A 19,419-nucleotide genomic window follows, 5' to 3' on the forward strand; every position below is an offset into this window, starting at 1 on the left:
CAGGAAAGCCCGCTTCGGCGGGCTTTTTTCATGGTGCAAGGAGAATCGAATGAGCAATGTGACGATCGAATCGCTGGTCTACCACGTCGGTGGCCACGCCTACGAGAGCCGTCTGGTCTATACCCATGGCGCGCTGCAGCAGCCGGCGCTGGTGATGGCGCCGAACTGGATGGGCATCAGCGAGGGCGCCGAGCGTATCGCCCGTGCCGTGGCTGAAAAGGGTTACGTGGTGCTGATCGCCGACCTCTATGGCCAGTCGGTACGGCCGCAGAACGCCGAAGAGGCCGGTGCGGCGATGATGCCGCTGAAGAACGACCGTGCCGAGCTGCGCAAACGCATGCAGGCGGCGCTGGCGCAACTGCTTGGGCAGTCGAAGGCGGTGCTGGCCCCGGGCAAGCTGGCCGCATTCGGTTTCTGCTTCGGTGGTTGCTGCGCTCTGGAGCTGGCCCGTGATGGCGCTCCGCTGCAGGCGGCGGTGTCGTTCCATGGCACCCTCGATACCCCGAATCCGGCGGATGCGCAGAACATCAAGGGTTCGGTACTGGTGCTGCACGGCGCGGCCGACCCTCTGGTGCCGAAGGAGCAACTGCCGGCGTTCGAGGCCGAGATGGACGCGGCAGGCGTGGATTGGCAACTGCTCAGCTACGGTGGTGCGGTGCACTCGTTCACCGATCCGGCGGCGAATGTGCCGGGCAAGATGATGTACGACGCGCGCACCGCCAAGCGGGCGTTCGCGGCCATGCACGATCTGCTGGACGAAGTGTTCAAGGCTTGATGGCCTCATCGCGGGCGTTGCCCGCGATTGCCGGCTTCAGGGCAGCTCGATTCTGCCGGATTCACCCGGAACCACCGGCCAGTCCTTGGCTGCCCACTTCTGCCGGGCTTGCTCGATCAGGGTCGGGTCACTCGCCACGAAATTCCAGTTCATCCGCCTTGGCCCATCCAGCGGCGCGCCACCGATGATCGCCAGGTGGCACGCGCCATCGGCATACAGGCTCGCTTCCTCGCCCTCGGCCAGTATCACCAGGGTCTGCGGCTCCAGCGCCTCGCCATCCAGGCTCGCCTCTCCGGACAACAGATACACCGCCCGCTCGTGATGTTCGGTCGGCACGCACAGGGTCGTCGCTGCCTCCATGAACACCTCGGCGTAAAGGGTAGGGGAGAGCACCGGCACCGGTGATTCCAGGCAGAAGCCGCTGCCGGCGATCATGCGGATCCGCACGCCCAGCGCCTCGCTCACCGGCAGGCTGGCGGCGCTGTGATGGCTGTAGTGCCCGTCCCCTTGCTCCCGCTCCTTCGGCGAAGCCAGCCAGACTTGCAGGCCATGCAGGCGCGAGCCCTGTTCCAGCAGGTCCGCCGGTGTGCGTTCGACATGGGCGATCGCCGCCCCGGCCGTCATCCAGCTGACTTCGCCAGGCAGCACCCGCTGCTCCGAACCCAGGCTGTCCTTGTGCAGCAGCTCGCCCTCGAACAGATAGGTCAGGGTCGACAGGCCGATATGCGGATGCTGGCGGATATCCATGCCGTGGCCCGGCGCATAGTCGGTCTCCAGCATATGGTCGAAGAATACGAAGGGGCCGACGCTGCGGCACTTCGCCGAAGGCAGCGGACGCAGGATCGGCTGGCCCTCCACCGATTCGGCGCGCGGGCGGATTACCAGGGGCGAGGTCATGACGGCTTCCAGAGGCGATTAGATCGGCCCAGCATAGCGAACCGCTGTCAGAGATGCGCGGTCTACCCTATCCGAAGCATGACGAAGGGGGGTAGGAATGCTCGCACGAACCTTGGCGGGACTGCTGTTCGGAGGGCTCTTGGTCGCCGAAGCGCAAGCCCGGGACTACCGCTACAGCGACGCCCATCTGCATTACGTCGATTTCTTCCAGGAAAGCGAGGGCATGCCGGCGCTGCTGGAGGCCATGGACAAGGCGGGCATCGAGCAGTCGATGATCAGCGGCATCCCCGTGGCGAAGAAATGGCACGAGGACGAGCCCAAGCGTCCGCGCTACTACGCTGGCGATGACGCCGACGCCTACTGGTACAGCGCCACCGACATCTATGTCGCCGCAGCACTGGAAAAGCTGCCGCCCGAGCAGCGCAAGCGCTTCCATCCGTTCCTGTCCGGCTTCAACCCGGTGGACAAGAACGCCGTGACCCACATCGAGCGCATGCTGGAACTGTATCCCGGGCTGTGGCAGGGCATCGGCGAGGTGTTCACCCGCCACGACGACCTCACCGCCCTTACCAGCGGTGACACGCCAAGGGCCAACAACGAGGCGATGACCCGCATCTATCACCTGGCCGCCGAACAGGATCTGCCGGTATTGCTGCACTCCAACATCACCTCCAAGCGCGAGCGCAACCCGCTGTACCTGGCGGAGATCGAGGAGCCGCTGCGCAACCACCCGCACACGCGCTTCATCTGGGCCCATGCCGGCAGCAGCATGGAGATCCACCGGCACCAGACGCAGATGGACTTCCTGCGGCCGACCCTGGAGCGTCTGTTGGAGGACTATCCGAACCTGTATGTCGACCTCTCCTGGAGCGTACTGCAGCCTTACCTGCTCGATGACCAGGGCAAGCCTCGGGCCGAGTGGCTGGCCCTGGTCAAGCGCTTTCCCGAGCGCTTCATGCTGGGTTCCGACGTGGTCGGGCGCTTCGGCAGTCTCGGCGAGCAGTTGCATGGATTCGAGCCGTTCCTTGACGCCTTGTCCGAGGACATCGCGCGCAAGGTGGCTCGCGACAACTTCCTCGCGGTGTTGCCGAAGCCACGTTGAGCGGGACTGTCATCAGCCTGTCATGCCCGAGTCATAGTCTGCCGCGATCCACAACAAAGGAAGCGCAGTATGTTGACGAGCCGTTTTAGCGCCCTGGTCGGGCTGATGTGCATCGCTGGCCTGGCCCACGCCGAAGTCCGCGTGCAGGGACCGGTGGAATACGGGGTGTTCGAGACCAACATCAAGAACCCCCAGCCCGGCGAGCGGGTGATCACCATGAGCAGCCAGAACATCCAGGCCACCGACGTGGTTCCGGCAAAGCTGGGCAGCAAGTTCGGCATCCGCTATCGCCTTGAAGGCAAGACCGCCGACGATACCCCGCTGACCCTGCTATACCTCACCCCGGGTATCGTCACCCCGGACGGCAAGCGCCACGACAAGTTCGAAGTGGTGCAGAAGCTGGTGCCGGGCGCCCCGCAGGACGTGATGGCCTACGAATTCACCGAGCATCACGAAGCGGTGCCGGGCGAGTGGCACTTCATGGTGTTCCAGGGCGATCGCCTGCTGGCGGAGAAACGTTTCACCGTGCGCTGATGCATGGCGGCAATTTGCTGTCGAAATCACCAGGCGATTTGATATCACCATTTCTTCTTACGCAAAAATCCAACGGTCCGATACCTTCTAAAAAGACTGTCAGCTGCCGACCTGCGCAGCCTTTTCGGAAGGAACCGTGCGATGAGTCTGAGAAGCTTGAACATAGCGCCGCGGGCGGGCCTGGGGTTCGGCTTGCTGGCAGTGCTGGTGGTGACCCTGGGCCTGTTCGCGCTGGCGCAGATGTCCAGCATGCGCGAGCAGTCCGACGAGGTGGAGAACAACTGGCTGCCCAGCGTGATCAACGTCGGCACCATGAGCCAGGACATGCTGCGGATCCGCGCGTTGACCTTGCGCCTGCTGGTCAACCGCGATCCGACGGTGCAGCAGCAGAACGTTGCCCGCATCGAATCCCTCAAGCAGGCCCTGGCCAAGGCACAGGGCGAGTATGACGCGCTGATCGTGCTGCCCGAGGAGCGAACCCTGTTCGATCGCTACCGGGAGCTGCAGAAGCAGTATCTGGAGATGCAGTCGCAGGTCGTTCGCCTGGCCACCAGCAATCAGATCCAGGCGGCGGAGACGCTGGTCAACGGTGACATGAACCAGTTGGCCGACACCCTCACCGCCACCCTCAACGAACTGATCGAGCTCAACAACCAGCATGCCCACATGGCGACCGACAAGGCGCAGGCGGTGTACGTCAGTGCGCGGTTGTGGGTGATGGTCCTGCTTGCGGGCTCGCTGGTACTGACGGTCATCCTGGCCTATGTATTGACTCGCAGCATCGTCCATCCCCTGGCGCAGTCGCTGCAGGTGGCCGAGGTGGTGGCCACTGGCGACCTGACCCCGCAGATCAGCATCCAGGGGCGTGACGAGCCGGCGCGCCTGCTGGTGGCGCTGAAGAAGATGCAGCAGAGCCTGCGCGACACCATCGGACGCATTTCCGACTCGTCGAACCAGCTGGCTTCGGCCTCGGAAGAGCTCAGCGCGGTGACCGAGGATGCCACCCGCGGACTACAGCAACAAACCCAGGAAATCGAACAGGCGGCCACGGCGGTGAACCAGATGACCGCTGCGGTGGAGGAAGTGGCCAGCAATGCCGTGGCGACCTCGGAGGCTTCCCGCGAGTCCGATCGCATTGCTCGCGAGGGGCAGGCCCGGGTGCAGCAGACCGTGGTGTCGATCGAAGAGCTGGCGGCGGGGGTGAGCAACAACGTCGACGAGGTCGGGCAACTGGCCGAGCAGGTGCACGGGATTTCCAAGGTGCTCGATGTGATCGGCTCCATCGCCGAGCAGACCAACCTGCTGGCGCTCAATGCCGCGATCGAGGCGGCGCGGGCCGGGGATGCCGGGCGCGGTTTCGCCGTGGTGGCGGACGAGGTGCGGGCATTGGCTCATCGTACCCAGCAGTCGACCCGGGAAATCGAGCAGATGATCGAGGGTATCCAGCAAGGTACGGATCGCGCCGTGGATGGCATGCAGCAAACCCGCGAGCGGGCGCGCAATACCCTGGATGGCGCCCATGCGGCGGGGGCGGCGCTGGAAGAGATCGCCGCGGCGATCAGCCGGATCAACGAGCGCAACCTGGTGATCGCCAGCGCTTCCGAGCAGCAGGCTCAGGTGGCGCGGGAGGTGGACCGCAACCTGACCAATATCCGCGACCTGGCCCTGCAGAGCTCGGCGGGTGCGAGCCAGACGGTGGAGGCGAGCCAGGCGCTGTCGCAGCTGGCGGTGGATCTGAATACCCTGGTGCGGCGCTTCTCTGTGTAAGGGGGCGCGGACCCTGTGGGAGCGGGTTCACCCGCGATTGCTATGGTGGATTCACTACCGTAATCGCGGGTGAACCCGCTCCTACAGGGCCTGTGAGTCCCCTCCACAAACAAAAACGCCCCGAACCAAGTCGGGGCGTTTTCATTGCAAGGGGCTAAGCCTTACTTGCCTTCCCAGCGCTTCAGCACCAGGGTGGCATTGGTGCCGCCGAAACCGAAGCTGTTGCTCATCACGGTGTCGATCTTGGCGTTCTCGCGGGTTTCACGGATCACCGGCAGATCGGCGACTTCCGGATCCAGCTCGTCGATATTGGCGGAACCGGCGATGAACTTGCCTTCCATCATCAGCAGGCAGTAGATCGCTTCGTGCACGCCAGCGGCGCCCAGGGAGTGGCCGGACAGGCTCTTGGTCGAGCTGATGGCCGGGGCCTTGTCGCCGAACACTTCACGCACGCCCTTCATTTCCGCGACGTCGCCGACCGGGGTCGAGGTGCCGTGGGTGTTCAGGTAGTCGATCGGGGTGTCGACGGTGGACAGCGCCTGCTGCATGCAGCGGATCGCGCCTTCGCCGCTCGGGGCAACCATGTCGTAGCCATCGGAAGTGGCGCCGTAGCCGACGATTTCCGCGTAGATCTTGGCGCCACGGGCCAGGGCGTGTTCCAGCTCCTCGACCACCACCATGCCGCCACCGCCAGCGATGACGAAGCCATCACGGTCGGCGTCGTAGGCACGGGAAGCCTTGCTCGGCTCTTCGTTGCGCTTGGTGGACAGGGCGCCCATGGCGTCGAACAGGAACGACTGGCTCCAATGCTCTTCTTCACCGCCGCCGGCGAAGACGATGTCCTGCTTGCCCCACTGGATCTGCTCCATGGCAGTACCGATGCAGTGCGCGGAGGTGGCGCAGGCCGAGGAGATCGAGTAGTTGATGCCCTTGATCTTGAACGGGGTGGCCAGGCACGCGGAAACGGTGCTGCCCATGGTGCGGGTCACGCGGTACGGACCGACGCGCTTGACGCCTTTCTCGCGCAGGGTGTCCAGCGCTTCCATCTGGTTCAGGGTCGAGGCGCCGCCGGAGCCGGCAACCAGGCCGGTACGCGGGTTGGAGATCTGCTCTTCGGTCAGGCCGGAGTCCTTGATCGCGTCCTGCATCGCCAGGTAGGCGTAGGCTGCGGCGTGGCCGACGAAGCGGTAGACCTTGCGGTCGATCAGTTCTTCGAGGTTGAGGTCGATGGAGCCGGAAACCTGGCTGCGCAGCCCCATTTCCTTGTATTCCGGGTTGAAACGGATGCCCGGACGGCTTTTACGCAGGTTTTCGGAGACGGTCTCTTTGTCATTGCCCAGGCAGGAAACGATGCCCAGACCGGTGATTACGACGCGGCGCATACGAATAACCCTTAGAAATTGTCAGTGGAGGTGAAGACACCGACGCGAAGACCTTCGGCGGTGTAGATCTCGCGACCGTCGACGCTGACCGAGCCATCGGCGATGGCCATGTTCAGCTTGCCCTTCAGGACGCGCTTGATATGGATGTTGTAGGTAACCTTCTTGGCCGACGGCAGTACCTGGCCGAAGAACTTCACTTCGCCCGAACCCAGGGCGCGGCCGCGGCCCGGCAGGCCCTGCCAGCCGAGGAAGAAGCCGACCAGCTGCCACATGGCGTCGAGGCCCAGGCAGCCCGGCATCACCGGATCGCCTTCGAAGTGGCAGGCGAAGAACCACAGGTCCGGATTGATATCCAGCTCGGCGACCAACTCACCTTTGCCGTACTTGCCACCCTCGGCACTGATGTGGGTGATGCGATCCACCATCAGCATGTTGGGGGCGGGCAGTTGCGCGTTACCTGGGCCGAACAGCTCACCGCGACTGCAGCGCAGCAGGTCTTCCCGGGTAAAGGCGTTTTGTTTGGTCATGCGAGCTCCTCAATAATCCTCGTGCGGCACGGGGCAGTTCTTCCCGATCCGTCCCAGAGCCCTTGGCCTGAGGCGGCAGCCTACTCATAGACTATTGCGTTGTGGTGAAAGTCACAGCACAGGGACGAAGATGTACACTTGTGCACTGAAATTTTTCCGACAGACCTTTCTTAGGTCGGTTCCGGCCTGTAAGACTGCCGCAATTTAGCATTATTCGCCAGTCGCGACTGCCTGATCGGGTAGCCAACGGTGCAGAATCTGCTGCAAATCGGTCCGTTTGAAGGGCTTGGCCAGGTAATCGTTCATTCCCGCTGCCAGGCAGCGTTCGCGGTCGCCCTGCAAGGCGTTGGCGGTCAGGGCGATGATCGGCAGGTCGCGGCCCTGGGGCATCTGCCGCAGGCGTCGGGTTGCCTCGTAGCCATCGACCACCGGCAGCCGGCAATCCATCAATACTGCAGCGAAGCGCTGCCGGGCCACCAGGCTGATGACCTGGGCGCCATCGGCGACGACGCAGACTTCGAAGCCGAGGCTGCGCAACATGGCCTGGATCACCGCCTGGTTCACCGGATTGTCCTCCACCAGCAGTACCGAGCGGCCGTTGGCGCCGTCGCCCGCCTCGGCATTGCCGGGCAACGCGTCCGGGTGCTCGCGCAGGCGCAGGGTCAGGGGCATTTCCAGGGTGAAGGTCGAGCCTTCGCCCTCACGGCTTTCGGCGCGCAGGCTGCCGCCCATGCGCTCGGCCAGGTTGCGCGCGATGGACAGCCCCAGGCCGGTGCCGCCATAGCGCCGGGAAATCGAGCTGTCAGCCTGCTGGAAGGCGACGAACATGGTTTCCAGGCGGGCGTTGTCGATGCCGATGCCGGTGTCGCGCACCGCGCAGGTGAACCAGATCAACTGGCGGTCGAGCACCTGCCAGCGCGGCATCACCCGCACGCTGCCGTGCTCGGTGAACTTCAGCGCGTTGCCGATCAGGTTGACCAGCACCTGGCGGATCCGCGTCGGGTCGCCGCACACCAGCAATTGCTCCAGGCCCTCCGGCATCTCCAGCTCCAGGGCCAGCTGGCGCTGTTGCGCGGTATGCAGAAATGATTGCACACAATTTCCGATCAGCTCCGCCAGGTTGAAGTCGATCTGTTCCAGCTGCAGCGCCGTGCGCTCGATACGCGAGAAGTCGAGGATGTCGTTGATGACCTTGAGCAGGTGCCCGGTGGATTCGCTGGCCACCGCACTGTATTCCGCCTGCTCGTCGCTCAGCTCGGTGGTCTGCAGCAGTTGCAGCATGCCCAGCACGCCGTTCATCGGCGTGCGCAGTTCGTGGCTCATCATTGCCAGGAACTCCGACTTGGCCTTGTTCGCCTGCTCGGCTTCCTCGCGGGCCTGGACCATCTGCGCCATGGCCTGCTGCTGCTCGTGGGAGGCGAGGGCCAGGCCGCTGGCGAGGTTGTTGATATGCCGGGCCAGGTGTCCCAGCTCGCTGTCGTCCACCACTGGCAGCGGCGTGTCGAAGTCGCCTTTCTGGATCGCCTTGACCGCGTGGCCCATGTCGGCAATCGGCGTCGACAGGCTGCGCGCCAGGCGCCGGGCGAGGAGGAAGGTGAAGAGCAGGGCGAACAGGGCGAGGATCCCGGCCTTGATCACGATTTCCTGCTGGCGCTGGCTGAAGGCGTCATCGGACATGCCGACGATCACCCGGCCCAGGTAGTCGTCGGCGGTGATGCTCGGCGCTGTCCTGGTGTTGTTGATGAAGTCGCTGTCGAGGCTGATGCGTTGCAGGCGGATGGGCGCCTGGAACACTTCCACCTGCTGCGCGCGGTTGACGTGCTCGTCGGGCTGCTCGACATAGACCAGGATGTGGTTGGCGTTGTCCTGCACTTCCAGGAAGCGCACGTGAGGAATGCTCAGGGTGGCGCGCATCAGGCCTTCCAGCACCTCGTCGTTGCCGGAGATCACCCCGTACTCCGAGGCCGGGGCCAACTGGTTGGCGATCAGCTGCCCGGTATGGTTCAGCTCCTGGCGCAGGTCCTGGATCCGTACGAAGGTGAAGAAACTGATCAGCAGCAGGGTCAGCACCAGCGCCGGGCCGAGGCTGATGATCTGGGTGCGGGTACTGATGTCCCAGTTTTTCATCGGGCGGGTTCTCCTGCGGACACGGCCTGGCGGGCCGCCTCGGGATCGATCGACTCGATACCCAGGGCGCGGGCCACCTGCTGGTTGCCGGAAACGCTGAAATGTTCGGGGTAATGCGCGCGCGGCCATTTCTCCGCGGGCTGGTCGAGCAGGCGGTCGAGCACCGCCAGCCAGTCGCTCTGGTCGCTGAGGGTGCTGGCCAGGGCGCCGGCGCGGACGAAGCCGGCGTTGGGCCCGATCAGCGCCATCTGCCGCGAGTAGGCGCTGAGCAGCACGTTCTTCGCGGTCTTCGGGTTGTACAGCTGCGGGTCGTCGAGGCCCAGCAGTACATCGGTGTCCTTGAGCAGGGTCTGCAACGGCCGGTTGTCGCGCAGGTCGGGCCAGGGTTGGGCGTCGATTTCCAGGCCCAGGGGCCGCGCGGCGTGGCGCAGTTCATCGAGGAGGAAGCGGCTTTGCTCGCTGTACAGCACGCCGACCCGGCGCGCCTGCGGCAGCAGGTAGTGGATCAGGCGCAATTGCCGTTCCAGCGGCGGATCGCTCCACAGCAGGCTGAGGTAGGGCGGGCGCAGGCCGCCGAGGCGCTGCTGGGCCTGGACCCGGCTGATGCGCAGCACCAGCGCCGGCGGCCCGGCGGGCTCGCGCAGGCGCCAGTCGAGGGCTTCGGGGTCGAGCAGGATCAGCCGCGTGTCGCCTTTCAGCTGGGCGGGCGAGGGCAGTTGCGCCAGGGGCACGAAGTGCACCTTGTCCGCCGGGCGGCGGGCGCCGAGGGCATCGACGAAGTCGCGCACGCCGCTGCTGTCCTGGGCGCCGGTGAGCAGGATCTCGCCGGCCGCGAGCGCTGCCATGGGCCAGATCAGGACCAGGAGCAGGCAGCGTCGCCACAGGCGCATCAGAATTCCAGCTCCGCGCTGAAATACAGCAGGTGGCGACTGTCGTAGCGGTTGTCGAGGGTGGTGGTGGGCTGGTCGTCGAGCCGTTGCTGCAGGGTGCCGGCCAGTTCCAGGCCGGCGCCGTCGAGGGTGAAGCGCTTGGCCACGCGCAGGTCCAGGCGTTCGAAACGGTACTGGTTCAGGGCGTCGTCTCCGTAATAGAAGAGGGCGCTGGACCAGCCCCGTCCCCAGTCGCGCATCCAGCCGGCGGAGCCGCTGTTGCGTGCACTGAGGCGCTGGTCGTCGGGGTTGCTGGCCGCAGCGTCGACGTAAGCGTAGGTCAGGCGCAGGCGATCGGCGGCGTTCAGGCGCCAGTCCAGTTGCGCCTCGCTGCCCTGGAAGCGGGCCTTGTTGCTGTTGCTGGCGATGTACTGGTTGTTGCGCAGCGGCTCGCTGATCATGCCGCTGATCTCGTCGTAGAACAGCTTGATGTCGACGCTCAGGTCGAGATCGGCAAAGTAACCGTTGTAGCCCAGCTCCCGCGAGCGCATCAGTTCCTGGTCGAGGTTGCCCGGGCCACGGGTCTTGACGAAGTACTCGGCGGTGCTCTGGCCGAACGCCGGCGGCGACAGGTTGCTGACCCGGTAGCTCCAGTTGACGTTGTTCTCGAACATGTCCGGCGAGCGCACCGCCTCGGAGTACACCGCGCGCAGGCCATGGCGCGGGGTGATCAGGTAGTTCACCGCCAGCCGCGGGGTCAGCGAGTCGCGGGCCAGCCGCGAGCTCTCGTACATGGCGCCGCCCTGGACGATCCAGTGCTCGTCGACCCGCCATTCCAGCTGGCCGAACAGGCGCCAGGTCTGGTCGTCGAGGCTGCCGTTGAAGTAGGTCTCGGAGTCGGCACGGTCGTAGCGATAGTTGATCCCGCTGACCAGGCGCAGGTTGTCGGCCAGGCTCAGGGTGTCCTGGATTTCCAGGTCGTAGCGGGTTTCCCGGGTGCTTTGGTCGACGTCGCCGCAGACCACGTTCTTGCCGCCGTTGTTCCACTGCGTGCCGACCTGGTTGGCCAGGCCCTGCAACACCGGATCGGCGTTCGGCGGCGGGTTGTTGGCGTTGCGTGCCACCTGCTCGGCATAGTCCGGGTTGAGCTGCCACAGGCGGGTCAGTTCCGGGCTGAAGGCAATCTGTGCATCGCAGGCGCGCCACACCTGCTGGCGGTCCCAGTGCTGGGCAGAACCCTGCACGTACAGGCTGTGGCTCGAATCGAAATCGATGTTCCAGCGTACTGAACCTGCGTAGTCCTTGGCCTTGGCGTCGGCGTTGTCGCCGCGCTGGGTGACGTAGGGGAACACCGGCTGGTAGGTGTATGGGCGCTGGTTGGTGCCTTCCTTGGCCGACAGTTGCCAGTCGATGCTCTGGCTCGGGTCCAGGGTATGGCTGGCACTGATGTTGAAGCGGGTCAGGCGCCGGCTGTCGCGGTAGTCGTCGCCAAAGCGGTTCTCGTCGAAGCCGTCGTCCTGCATCCCGGACAGCGACAGGCGCAGGTCGCCGCCGTCCCAGCCCATGCCCTGGCTGGCATAGAAGTCATCGATGCCGCGCTGGCCGCGGGTCACCTTGAGGCGGGTGCCGTGGCTGTCGGCCGGGCTGCGGGTAAGGATGTTGACCACCGCCATCAGCGCGTTGGCGCCATAGCTGACGGTGTTCGGCCCGCGGAACACTTCGATGCGCTCGATGTCTTCCATGGCCAGGGGAATGTCGCTCCAGTCCACCGTGGCCAGGCCGGCGCGGTACACCGAACGGCCGTCGATCAGCACCTGCATGCGCCGGGCGTCGTTGACGTTGCTGCCGTGGTAGTTGACCGTCGGCTGGTTGCCGGCGCCGTAGCCGATCATCATCCCCGGCACCAGGCGCAGCAGCTCGGGGATGTCGCGGGCGCCGCTGGCGCGGATCAGCTCGGCATCGAGCACGGTCATGCTGCCGGGTACCGCGGCGGGGGATTGTTTCAGGCGGGTGGCGGTCAATACTTCGGGCAGGGCCTGGCTGTCGACGAACAGATCGTCGGCCATGGCGTGCCCGCCGAGCAGGGCGGCCAGCAGCAGGAAAGGGCGTGGAGTGCGTGGGCCAGGAAACACGGAGCGGCCTTGGTTGGCTGGACAAGCCGGCATGTTAACCGAGTAGCCGGCATTTTCCAGTGATCTGGCGCTGGTGGTGGCACCGGCGCGCCGTATAATGCCGGCTTCGCCACTTATTTATGGTTTTTGACGGATTGGATATGACTGAACAGCAACCTGTTGCAGTTCTGGGAGGCGGGAGTTTCGGCACCGCCGTGGCGAACCTGCTGGCCGAAAATGGCGTCGGGGTACGGCAATGGATGCGCGACCCCGAACAGGCCGAGGCCATGCGCACGACCCGGGAGAACCCGCGTTACCTCAAGGGCATCAAGGTCCACCCGGGCGTCGACCCGGTCAGCGACCTGCTGCCGGTGCTGCAGGGCAGCCAGCTGATTTTCGTCGCCCTGCCGTCCAGCGCCCTGCGCAGCGTGCTGGCGCCCCACGCCGATTTGCTCGAAGGCAAGCTGCTGGTCAGCCTGACCAAGGGCATCGAGGCGCACACCTTCAAGCTGATGAGCCAGATCCTCGAAGACATCGCGCCCAAGGCGCGCATCGGCGTGCTGTCCGGGCCGAACCTGGCGCGGGAGATCGCCGAGCACGCGCTGACTGCCACCGTGGTCGCCAGCGAGGACGAAGAACTCTGCCAGCGCGTCCAGGCCGTGCTGCACGGCCGCACCTTCCGCGTCTACGCCAGCGCCGACCGCTTCGGTGTCGAGCTGGGCGGGGCGCTGAAGAACGTCTACGCGATCATCGCCGGCATGGCGGTGGCCCTGGGCATGGGCGAGAACACCAAGAGCATGCTGATCACCCGCGCCCTCGCCGAAATGACCCGCTTCGCCGTGAGCCAGGGTGCCAACCCCATGACCTTCCTCGGCCTGGCCGGGGTCGGCGACCTGATCGTCACCTGTTCCTCGCCCAAGAGCCGCAACTACCAGGTCGGCCACGCCCTCGGCCAGGGCCTCAGCCTGGAAGAGGCGGTCAACCGCCTCGGCGAGGTGGCCGAAGGGGTCAACACCCTCAAGGTGCTCAAGGCCAAGTCCCAGGAAGTCCAGGTCTACATGCCGCTGGTAGCCGGCCTGCACGCGATCCTGTTCGAGGGCCGTACCCTGGCCCAGGTCATCGAGCTGCTGATGCGCGGCGAACCGAAGACCGACGTCGATTTCATTTCCACCAGTGGTTTCAACTGAACCAGACAGGAGCACCCAGATGAGCGAATCCCCCAACCAGATGCAGCGTGAGTCCATCGTCCTTCGCGTGCTGTGGATGTTGTTGTTCCTGCTGGTCTGGCAGGTGGCCGTGACCCTGCTCGGCGCCCTGGTCCTGGTGCAACTGGTGTATCGCCTGGTCTACGGCGCGCCCAGCGGCAGCCTGATGAACTTCGGCGACAGCCTCAGCCAGTTCCTCGCCCAGATCGGCCGTTTCGGCAGCTTCCACACCGAGCAGAAACCCTGGCCGTTCGCCGACTGGCCGACCCCGCGCCCGGCCGACGGCGAAGCGCCGCACAGCGTGCCACCGGCAGCGCACCCGGTGCGTGACGAGGAGCCGAAGCTGTGAAGGTCTGGGTGCTGCGCCACGGCGAGGCCGAGCCCCAGGCCCGCAGTGACGCCCAGCGCAACCTCACCGACCATGGCCGCAAGCAGGTGCTGCGCAGCGCCGCGCACCTGCTCGGCCAGCCCCTCGATGCGATCCTCGCCAGTCCCTATGTGCGGGCGCAGCAGACCGCCGGCCTGGTGCATGACGCGCTGGGCTTCGCCGAGCCGCTGCGCACCGTGTCCTGGCTGACCCCGGACAGCGATCCCGACCGGGTCGTCGCCGAGCTCGACGCCCTTGGCCTGGAGCATGTCCTGCTGGTCAGCCACCAGCCGCTGGTGAGCTCTCTGCTCGGCCTGCTCGGCCACGGTAGCCGCCACGCCGGCGAACCGATGAGCACCGCCAGCCTGGCCGAGCTGCAAGGCGATGCGCCACTGGCCGGCCTGATGACCTTGCTCAGCCTGCGCCACGCCTGAAGTTACGACGGCGGGCCTGCAGTGCGCAGGCCCGCCGTTGTTCAGTGATAACTGATGGTGAAGTTCAACGCCCCCTTGGCCGACCCCGGCTTCACCGCCTCGCTCGCCTCCGTCTGGTAATAGCGCGCAGTGAAGGGCAACACCGTCTCGCCGCTGGGCGAGATGGCCTGCAGCGGCACGTTCTGGTTGAGCTGCACCGGGGTGACGCCATCGCCCATCAGCATCTGGATCGCCACGCCCTCTGCCGATGAATCGTCACTCAGGCCGAAGATGCCGCGGGCGGCATCGATCGGCTGCGAGCCCAAGGCGCCCTCCAGGCGGATATGCGCGGTGGCAACGCCGTTCTCCGGATCATCCTCGCAGTCGCTGAGGGTGATGGTGAAGGGCACCGCCGGCGTGGCGAAGCCGGGGCCGGTGAAGTCCTGGCTGTCCCATTCGCCCAGTTCCACCGGGTCGGCGCTGACCGGGTTGGTCGGCAGGCTGCACTGCGACTGGATCACCGCGCCGTGCAAACGCCAGCCCCAGGCCCTGCCCACGTCGCTTGCGGTGGCACTCCACAGTTCGCTGCCATCGATGACGTTGATACCCGGCGGGATGGGGCCGATCTTGATCAGGGTGATGAAGCTGCGAATCCCGGCCACTTCGGCGAAGAACTGCGTGAAGTGATCGATGACGGCGTCGAAGGGCACGATCGGTTCGCCGAGCGGCCTCCAGGCATTGGAGTATTCCCCGGCGAAGGGGTGTGCCAGCCTGAGGCGCACGCCGACCCCGGGAATGCTGGTTTCCAGGACCCTGCCGGTGAGGTCCTCGCCGTTGAGCGGCGGCAGCGGATCCGGAAACACCTTGGCCGTGGCCCGGGCATGCAGGTTGAGCACGTGCGGGCCGTCCCAGCGGAAGCAGGACAGGATGGCGCCGACATCGTTGCCGCCATACCACACCGCGTCCACCGGGCCGATGGGCGTGCCGATGGGGGCATCCCGGGGGACGTGGTAGGTGCCGATGTCGATGGTGTAGGTGGACGGTCCCGGTGGCCGGATCTCACTCCAGCGGCAGATTTCCTCGTCATCCGGGATCGGGTTCGGCGGGTCGCTCGCCCGGGCCTGGGGATGGATGAACAGGGTCAGGGCGGCGCAAGCCAGCAAGGCGCGGGTCGGTAGCGTCATGGGATTCTCGAAGAAGGTCACAAGGTCATTGGCAGGTCAGGGATTGCAGGTGATAGCCCTGGCGGTTGGTCATGCGCCGGGTGTCGATCGGCAGGCGGCACTGCTGCACGGGATTGCTGCCCCAGCGGATGTCCAGTTCCTGGCGGGCGGTCTCGCTGCTCAGCATCACCTGGCCGGCCTGGGCCACCAGGCCCAGCACCTCGCCGTCGGTGTTGCGCACCTGGGTGCCGAAGGGCAGGGGCTGGTCGTCGCCGCCGCGCAGGGTCAGCAGCACGCGGTTGATGGTGCGCACCTCGAATGTGGCCTTGACCACCGCACCGCGGCGCGGCACCCATTGCGTGGCACCGTTGGCGATCTCCACTTCCGGGCCGAGCAGGTCGGTTTCCAGGGCGATGCGGTTGACCCGGTACGGGCGCAGGTGCGGCATCAGGGCAAAGCCGCTGGCGTTGGTGCGCAGCCCGTGGCTGTTCATGATGCCGACGCCGGCGGTCTGCGGGACTTCCACCAGGCCCATGGTCTCGCCCAGGTACGGGCCCAGGACCAGGCCGCGGTCATGCAGCAGCAGCGCGCCGCTGGCATTGACCGACAGCGAGCGGTAGTCGCTGCCCTGGGTCAGGCCGCCGCCGACGCTGCCGTAGGTACCCTGATAGCCCAGCGCCAGGGCGCCGGAGCGCCGTTGTTGCGCGTCGCTGGCCACCGAGGCGCGGTAGTTCACCCGGGTCTGGTCGAGGCTGCCGTTGAGGCTGGCGCGCTGGCTGTAGCGCTCGCCATCGTGCAGCAGGTCGAAGGAGGCGCTGGCGGCGCGGCCGAAGTCCAGAGGCAGGGTCACGCTGAGGCCGAACTGGCGATCCGAGTCGTGGCGTTCGTCGCTCAGCGACTGCGAGGCGTAGAAGTTGTAGCTGACGCCCTTGTACTGGGTGTTGAAGTTGAACTGGAACTGGCGCTGCTGGTAGTCGCTGCGCCAGTAGTCTTGCTGCGACAGGGTCAGGTTGATGGCGCTGTGGCTGCCGATGTTCTGGTACAGCGCTGCCTCCAGTCGGCTGCGCCGGCTGCCGTGATAACGGCTGCTGCGGCTGCGCTCGCGCACGGCTTCGTCGAAGTCGCGGTAGCCCTCGGTGGAGTAGCGATAGCCGGCGAAACGCAGGTTGGTGCGGCTGGCGAAGGACTTGCCGTACTTGAGGGCGTAGCTCATGCCGGTCACCTGGTGCCCGTCGAGGGCATCCACGTCCGCCCGGGAATGGGTCAGGTCCAGGGCCAGGGCACCGAAGGCGCCGAGGTCGCGGGCCAGGCCGAGGTTGCCGGCGCGGTAGAAGTCGCTGGCCATCGCCCCGCCATACAGGGTCGAGTCCCAGACGCCGCCGACCGCCAGGGTGCCTTGCCAGAGTAGCGGGCTATCGAGGTTGCCACTGGCGTTGTAGCGCCCGGCCGCCAGGCTGTAGCGCCAGACATCCTCGCGCAACAGGTTGCTCAGGGTCGAGTAGGGCTGGGTGAAGCGCCGCACCTGGCCGTCGGCCTCGGTGAGGATGATCTCCAGCTCGCCGCTGCCGGCGACGGTGCTCAGGTCGTCGATCTGGTACGGGCCGGGGCTGACGTAGGTGGTGTAGATCGGATAGCCGTTCTGGCGGATTTCCAGGCGTGCCCGGGTGTAGGCCACGCCGCGCACGATCGGCGCATAGCCCTGCTGGCGGTCGGAGAGCATGCCCAGGTCGCTGGCCACCAGCGCGCCGGTGATCGGCACGCTGCGAAACACGTCGCCACTGGTGAAGGTTTCGCCCAGGGTGAGGTTGGCGCGGGTGCCGGGAAGGTCTCGCTGCAGGTAGGTGTAGGCGCTGCTCCAGCGCCGTTCACCCTGTTCGTCCTGGCGCAGCGACTGGTTGCTGCGCAGGCGCCAGGCGCCGAGATTGAGCCCGCCGCTGAGGTTCACGTCCTGGCTGTCGTTGTGGCCGGCGTGGCGGTTGTGGCCTTGCTGTGCCGACACCTGGTAGTTGATGAACGCCGCATTGATACCGGCATCCCAGTCCTCCTCGGAGATGCCGGCAGAGGCATCGCGGCGCAGGTAGAACTGGGGGATGGAAATCGCCAGCTGCAGCTGGCTGCCATCGAAGTCCACGCGCGCACCGTCGAGAGCGCCGGGAAGATCGGCGCAACCCTCAAGCAGACGCTGGGGATGTTCCAGGCTGTCGAGGCGGATGCCGAACTGCCGCACCAGCTCGGCGGGCAGGCAGGGCACCAGGCCACCCTTGGCACTTTCGTTGAACTCGACCGGGTGCTGGCCAAGGCTGTGGGCATTGACCAGCACCTCGACCGTGTAGCTGCCCGGCGCCAGCAGGCGGTGGCTGGCCAGGTGCTGCAAGGCCAGGCTGCCGGCATCGGGATCCTGGCCGGGGGCTTGCTGCATGAAGCTGGCCTCGAAGCCCAGCGGGGCGTTGGCCAGGGCCGGCTGCGTGGCGGGGAGGGTGAGGCCGCCGCTGGCGAGCAGCAGGCGAAACAGGGGCGGGCGGGAGATCAGGCTCCATCGCCGTGGAGAGGAAGGCATGGTCATGCTCCTGGCGCTGAAAGGAGGTGGGTCAAGAGCCCGGGCGCACGGCGACGGTGAGCGGTTTGCTGTAGCCGCCGTAATCGTTGATCGCGGCGAAGGTCACCTGCAGTCGGGTGCCGAGCCGCTGGCTGGCCAGCGGGTAGGTCTGGCGTGACAGCGGCGCGACCATGGGCGCGTCCTCGGGGCGGATCGTCCGTTCGCCATCCAGCAGTTCGAGGCGACTGAAGGAAAAGTGGAACGGGGTCGGGTTGTGCACCACCAGCCGGGGCTGGCCGTCATGGCGTTCGATCGACCAGTGCAGTTCGCCGAGGCGGCTCATCGGATCGTTGCCCAATTGCACCGGCCGGTAGAACAGCTTGATGCGGGTGCGCAGGGCGATGTTCAGCACGTTGCTGGCGCCATCCCGCGCCTCGGGGATTTCCTGGACGTTGAAGAAGAACAGCGACTCGCGGTCCTCTGGCAAGGTGGCGGGCAGGGCATTGATCTGCACCAGTTGCTCGGTGCCCGGGTCGAGGCGGAACAAGGGCGGCGAGGCGATCAGTGGCACGGCGGTGGTGGTGTCGTCGGCATCGGTATTGACCCAGGTCTGCACGGCGAAGGTGCTGCGGCTGGGGTTGTTGACCACCAGCGAGACATTGCGCTTGTCGCTGTCGAACACCACGCGGGTGCTGTTCAGGCTCAGGGCGGCGTGGCCGGCCGGCAGCCAGGCGAGCAACGCCAGCGTGGCCGCGGCGAGCGGCCAGGCAGGTCGGTGAAAGAGGGGCATCGGGGGACTACCTGTGCGGGTGGTGGCCCGCGGGCGCAAGGGGGGAACGCTCGCGGGCGCCGGGGTCAGTTGATGGCGACGACGAAGGCGACGTCGGCATCCGCCGCACCGGCGGTGACGGTGGCGGCGGTGGACTGGTACACGGCGGTGAAGTACAGCTCGGTGCTGTCTTCGTCATTCAGGGGATAGGCGGCGGACGCCTCGCCGTTCTTCACCAGGGCACCGCTGCGGTCCTTGATCGCCACGGCGACACCGGTGGCGGCGCCGCCGATGGTCTTGATCGCGTACAGCGAGCCGTCGGCACCGGCGCCGCCCTGGATGCCGTTGAAGGTCACGGTGGCGGTGTTCGGGTTTTCCGGGTCCAGGCCGCAGGCGGCACCGCCCGGCACGCGCATGGCGAAGCTGCGCCCGCCCGACTCGCTGCCGACGGCGGTGAAGTCGCTGGTCAGCGGCGCGCCCATCTGCACCAGGTTGCCGACGGTGCCGCTGTCCGGGTTGACGATCTCGATGGGGCAGGTGCTGCCGTTGATCTTGCCGTTGAAGTTGATGGTGCCGGTGTTGGCGAAGGCGGAAGTTCCGCCGAGCAGGAGGGAAAGTGCTAATAGAGTGCGTTTCATGGGTTTACCTGAACGAAAAGGATTGTCCGAAGTTGAACTTCGGGTGTTGTTTTGAAAATTGTTACATGTAGTAGGAATCTTCCTTTTTGAACAAAGGATCGCCCTACAGGGTGCGGATCTTATGGGGGATTTTTTGAGGGGTATGTAGGAAAAGTTGGCTGTTATTTGTTGAATTAGAGTGCCAGTCAGTGGGAGGGGTATTTACGCATTAAAAAAACGGGACCGAACAGTGATGGT

Annotated in this window: 17 protein-coding genes and 1 pseudogene; 8 read left to right on the forward strand and 10 right to left on the reverse strand. The window is 65.9% G+C overall.

All coding sequences use genetic code 11. The features are described 5' to 3' along the window. The first annotated feature begins 49 nt into the window (after nucleotides 1-49). Nucleotides 50-775 (forward strand): dienelactone hydrolase family protein, encoded by a 726-nt coding sequence (locus V0R59_RS01160; protein WP_330074241.1) that lies wholly within the window; start codon nucleotides 50-52, stop codon nucleotides 773-775. Nucleotides 776-811: 36 nt separating this feature from the next. Here the strand turns inward: V0R59_RS01160 and V0R59_RS01165 are convergent, their stop codons facing one another. After that, nucleotides 812-1,672 carry a pirin family protein gene (locus V0R59_RS01165; RefSeq protein ID WP_330074242.1) on the reverse strand — a complete coding sequence of 287 codons (861 nt, stop codon included), beginning with the start codon at nucleotides 1,670-1,672 and terminating at the stop codon, nucleotides 812-814. A gap of 97 nt (nucleotides 1,673-1,769) precedes the next feature. Between V0R59_RS01165 and V0R59_RS01170 the strand changes: the two genes are divergently transcribed. From V0R59_RS01170 to V0R59_RS31820, 4 genes and pseudogenes are all read left to right on the forward strand, one after another. Continuing rightward, entirely contained in the window at nucleotides 1,770-2,774 is a 1,005-nt protein-coding gene (locus V0R59_RS01170) for an amidohydrolase family protein (RefSeq protein WP_330074243.1), read from the forward strand. 69 nt (nucleotides 2,775-2,843) lie between these two features. Beyond that, nucleotides 2,844-3,308, forward strand: coding sequence for a DUF3859 domain-containing protein (locus tag V0R59_RS01175; RefSeq protein ID WP_330074244.1), 465 nt, complete (start codon nucleotides 2,844-2,846; stop codon nucleotides 3,306-3,308). Nucleotides 3,309-3,449: 141 nt separating this feature from the next. Further along, nucleotides 3,450-4,220: pseudogene (locus tag V0R59_RS31815) on the forward strand (MCP four helix bundle domain-containing protein); the annotation flags it as partial. Further along, the gene (locus V0R59_RS31820; protein WP_408005189.1) at nucleotides 4,212-5,075 is read left to right on the forward strand and encodes a methyl-accepting chemotaxis protein; all 864 of its coding nucleotides are present in this window, start codon (nucleotides 4,212-4,214) and stop codon (nucleotides 5,073-5,075) included. The pseudogene V0R59_RS31815 and the gene V0R59_RS31820, both read left to right, overlap by 9 nt. Nucleotides 5,076-5,236: 161 nt before the next feature. On the opposite strand, the gene fabB is transcribed toward V0R59_RS31820, so the two are convergent. From fabB to V0R59_RS01205, 5 genes are all read right to left on the reverse strand, one after another. Further along, a complete protein-coding gene (gene fabB / locus V0R59_RS01185) occupies nucleotides 5,237-6,457 on the reverse strand; it encodes a beta-ketoacyl-ACP synthase I (RefSeq protein WP_330074246.1) in 1,221 nt (406 codons plus the stop codon). Nucleotides 6,458-6,468: 11 nt separating this feature from the next. Continuing rightward, on the reverse strand, nucleotides 6,469-6,984 hold the full coding sequence (gene fabA, locus V0R59_RS01190; RefSeq protein WP_330074247.1) for a 3-hydroxyacyl-[acyl-carrier-protein] dehydratase FabA: 516 nt from the start codon (nucleotides 6,982-6,984) through the stop codon (nucleotides 6,469-6,471). Between the two features lie 210 nt (nucleotides 6,985-7,194). After that, nucleotides 7,195-9,111 (reverse strand): response regulator, encoded by a 1,917-nt coding sequence (locus V0R59_RS01195; RefSeq protein WP_330074248.1) that lies wholly within the window; start codon nucleotides 9,109-9,111, stop codon nucleotides 7,195-7,197. Continuing rightward, complete coding sequence (locus V0R59_RS01200) at nucleotides 9,108-10,001, reverse strand: ABC transporter substrate-binding protein (RefSeq protein WP_330074249.1); 894 nt, start codon at nucleotides 9,999-10,001, stop codon at nucleotides 9,108-9,110. The genes V0R59_RS01195 and V0R59_RS01200 overlap by 4 nt, the downstream gene beginning before the upstream one ends. Then, nucleotides 10,001-12,112 (reverse strand): TonB-dependent receptor plug domain-containing protein, encoded by a 2,112-nt coding sequence (locus V0R59_RS01205; protein ID WP_330074250.1) that lies wholly within the window; start codon nucleotides 12,110-12,112, stop codon nucleotides 10,001-10,003. Before V0R59_RS01205 ends, V0R59_RS01200 begins: the two co-directional genes overlap by 1 nt. A gap of 140 nt (nucleotides 12,113-12,252) precedes the next feature. On the opposite strand from V0R59_RS01205, the gene V0R59_RS01210 reads away from it, so the two are divergent. From V0R59_RS01210 to sixA, 3 genes are read left to right on the forward strand one after another with little or no spacing between them, the layout of a single operon-like run. After that, entirely contained in the window at nucleotides 12,253-13,278 is a 1,026-nt protein-coding gene (locus V0R59_RS01210) for an NAD(P)H-dependent glycerol-3-phosphate dehydrogenase (protein ID WP_330074251.1), read from the forward strand. Nucleotides 13,279-13,297: 19 nt separating this feature from the next. After that, nucleotides 13,298-13,645, forward strand: a complete 348-nt coding sequence (locus V0R59_RS01215; protein WP_330074252.1) for a DUF4389 domain-containing protein — start codon at nucleotides 13,298-13,300, stop codon at nucleotides 13,643-13,645. Then, nucleotides 13,642-14,097, forward strand: a complete 456-nt coding sequence (gene sixA, locus V0R59_RS01220; protein ID WP_330074253.1) for a phosphohistidine phosphatase SixA — start codon at nucleotides 13,642-13,644, stop codon at nucleotides 14,095-14,097. Before V0R59_RS01215 ends, sixA begins: the two co-directional genes overlap by 4 nt. A 41-nt stretch (nucleotides 14,098-14,138) precedes the next feature. Here sixA and V0R59_RS01225 read toward each other — a convergent pair whose 3' ends face one another. From V0R59_RS01225 to V0R59_RS01240, 4 genes are all read right to left on the reverse strand, one after another. Continuing rightward, nucleotides 14,139-15,260 carry a fimbrial protein gene (locus tag V0R59_RS01225; protein ID WP_330074254.1) on the reverse strand — a complete coding sequence of 374 codons (1,122 nt, stop codon included), beginning with the start codon at nucleotides 15,258-15,260 and terminating at the stop codon, nucleotides 14,139-14,141. A 25-nt stretch (nucleotides 15,261-15,285) separates the two neighbouring features. After that, nucleotides 15,286-17,796, reverse strand: a complete 2,511-nt coding sequence (locus V0R59_RS01230; RefSeq protein WP_330074255.1) for a fimbria/pilus outer membrane usher protein — start codon at nucleotides 17,794-17,796, stop codon at nucleotides 15,286-15,288. A 31-nt stretch (nucleotides 17,797-17,827) separates the two neighbouring features. Then, entirely contained in the window at nucleotides 17,828-18,565 is a 738-nt protein-coding gene (locus tag V0R59_RS01235; RefSeq protein WP_330074256.1) for a fimbrial biogenesis chaperone, read from the reverse strand. Between the two features lie 65 nt (nucleotides 18,566-18,630). Further along, entirely contained in the window at nucleotides 18,631-19,182 is a 552-nt protein-coding gene (locus tag V0R59_RS01240) for a fimbrial protein (protein WP_330074257.1), read from the reverse strand. Nucleotides 19,183-19,419 lie beyond the last annotated feature (237 nt).

The sequence above is a fragment of the Pseudomonas ulcerans genome, assembly GCF_036324125.1.
Lineage (GTDB): Bacteria > Pseudomonadota > Gammaproteobacteria > Pseudomonadales > Pseudomonadaceae > Aquipseudomonas > Aquipseudomonas ulcerans.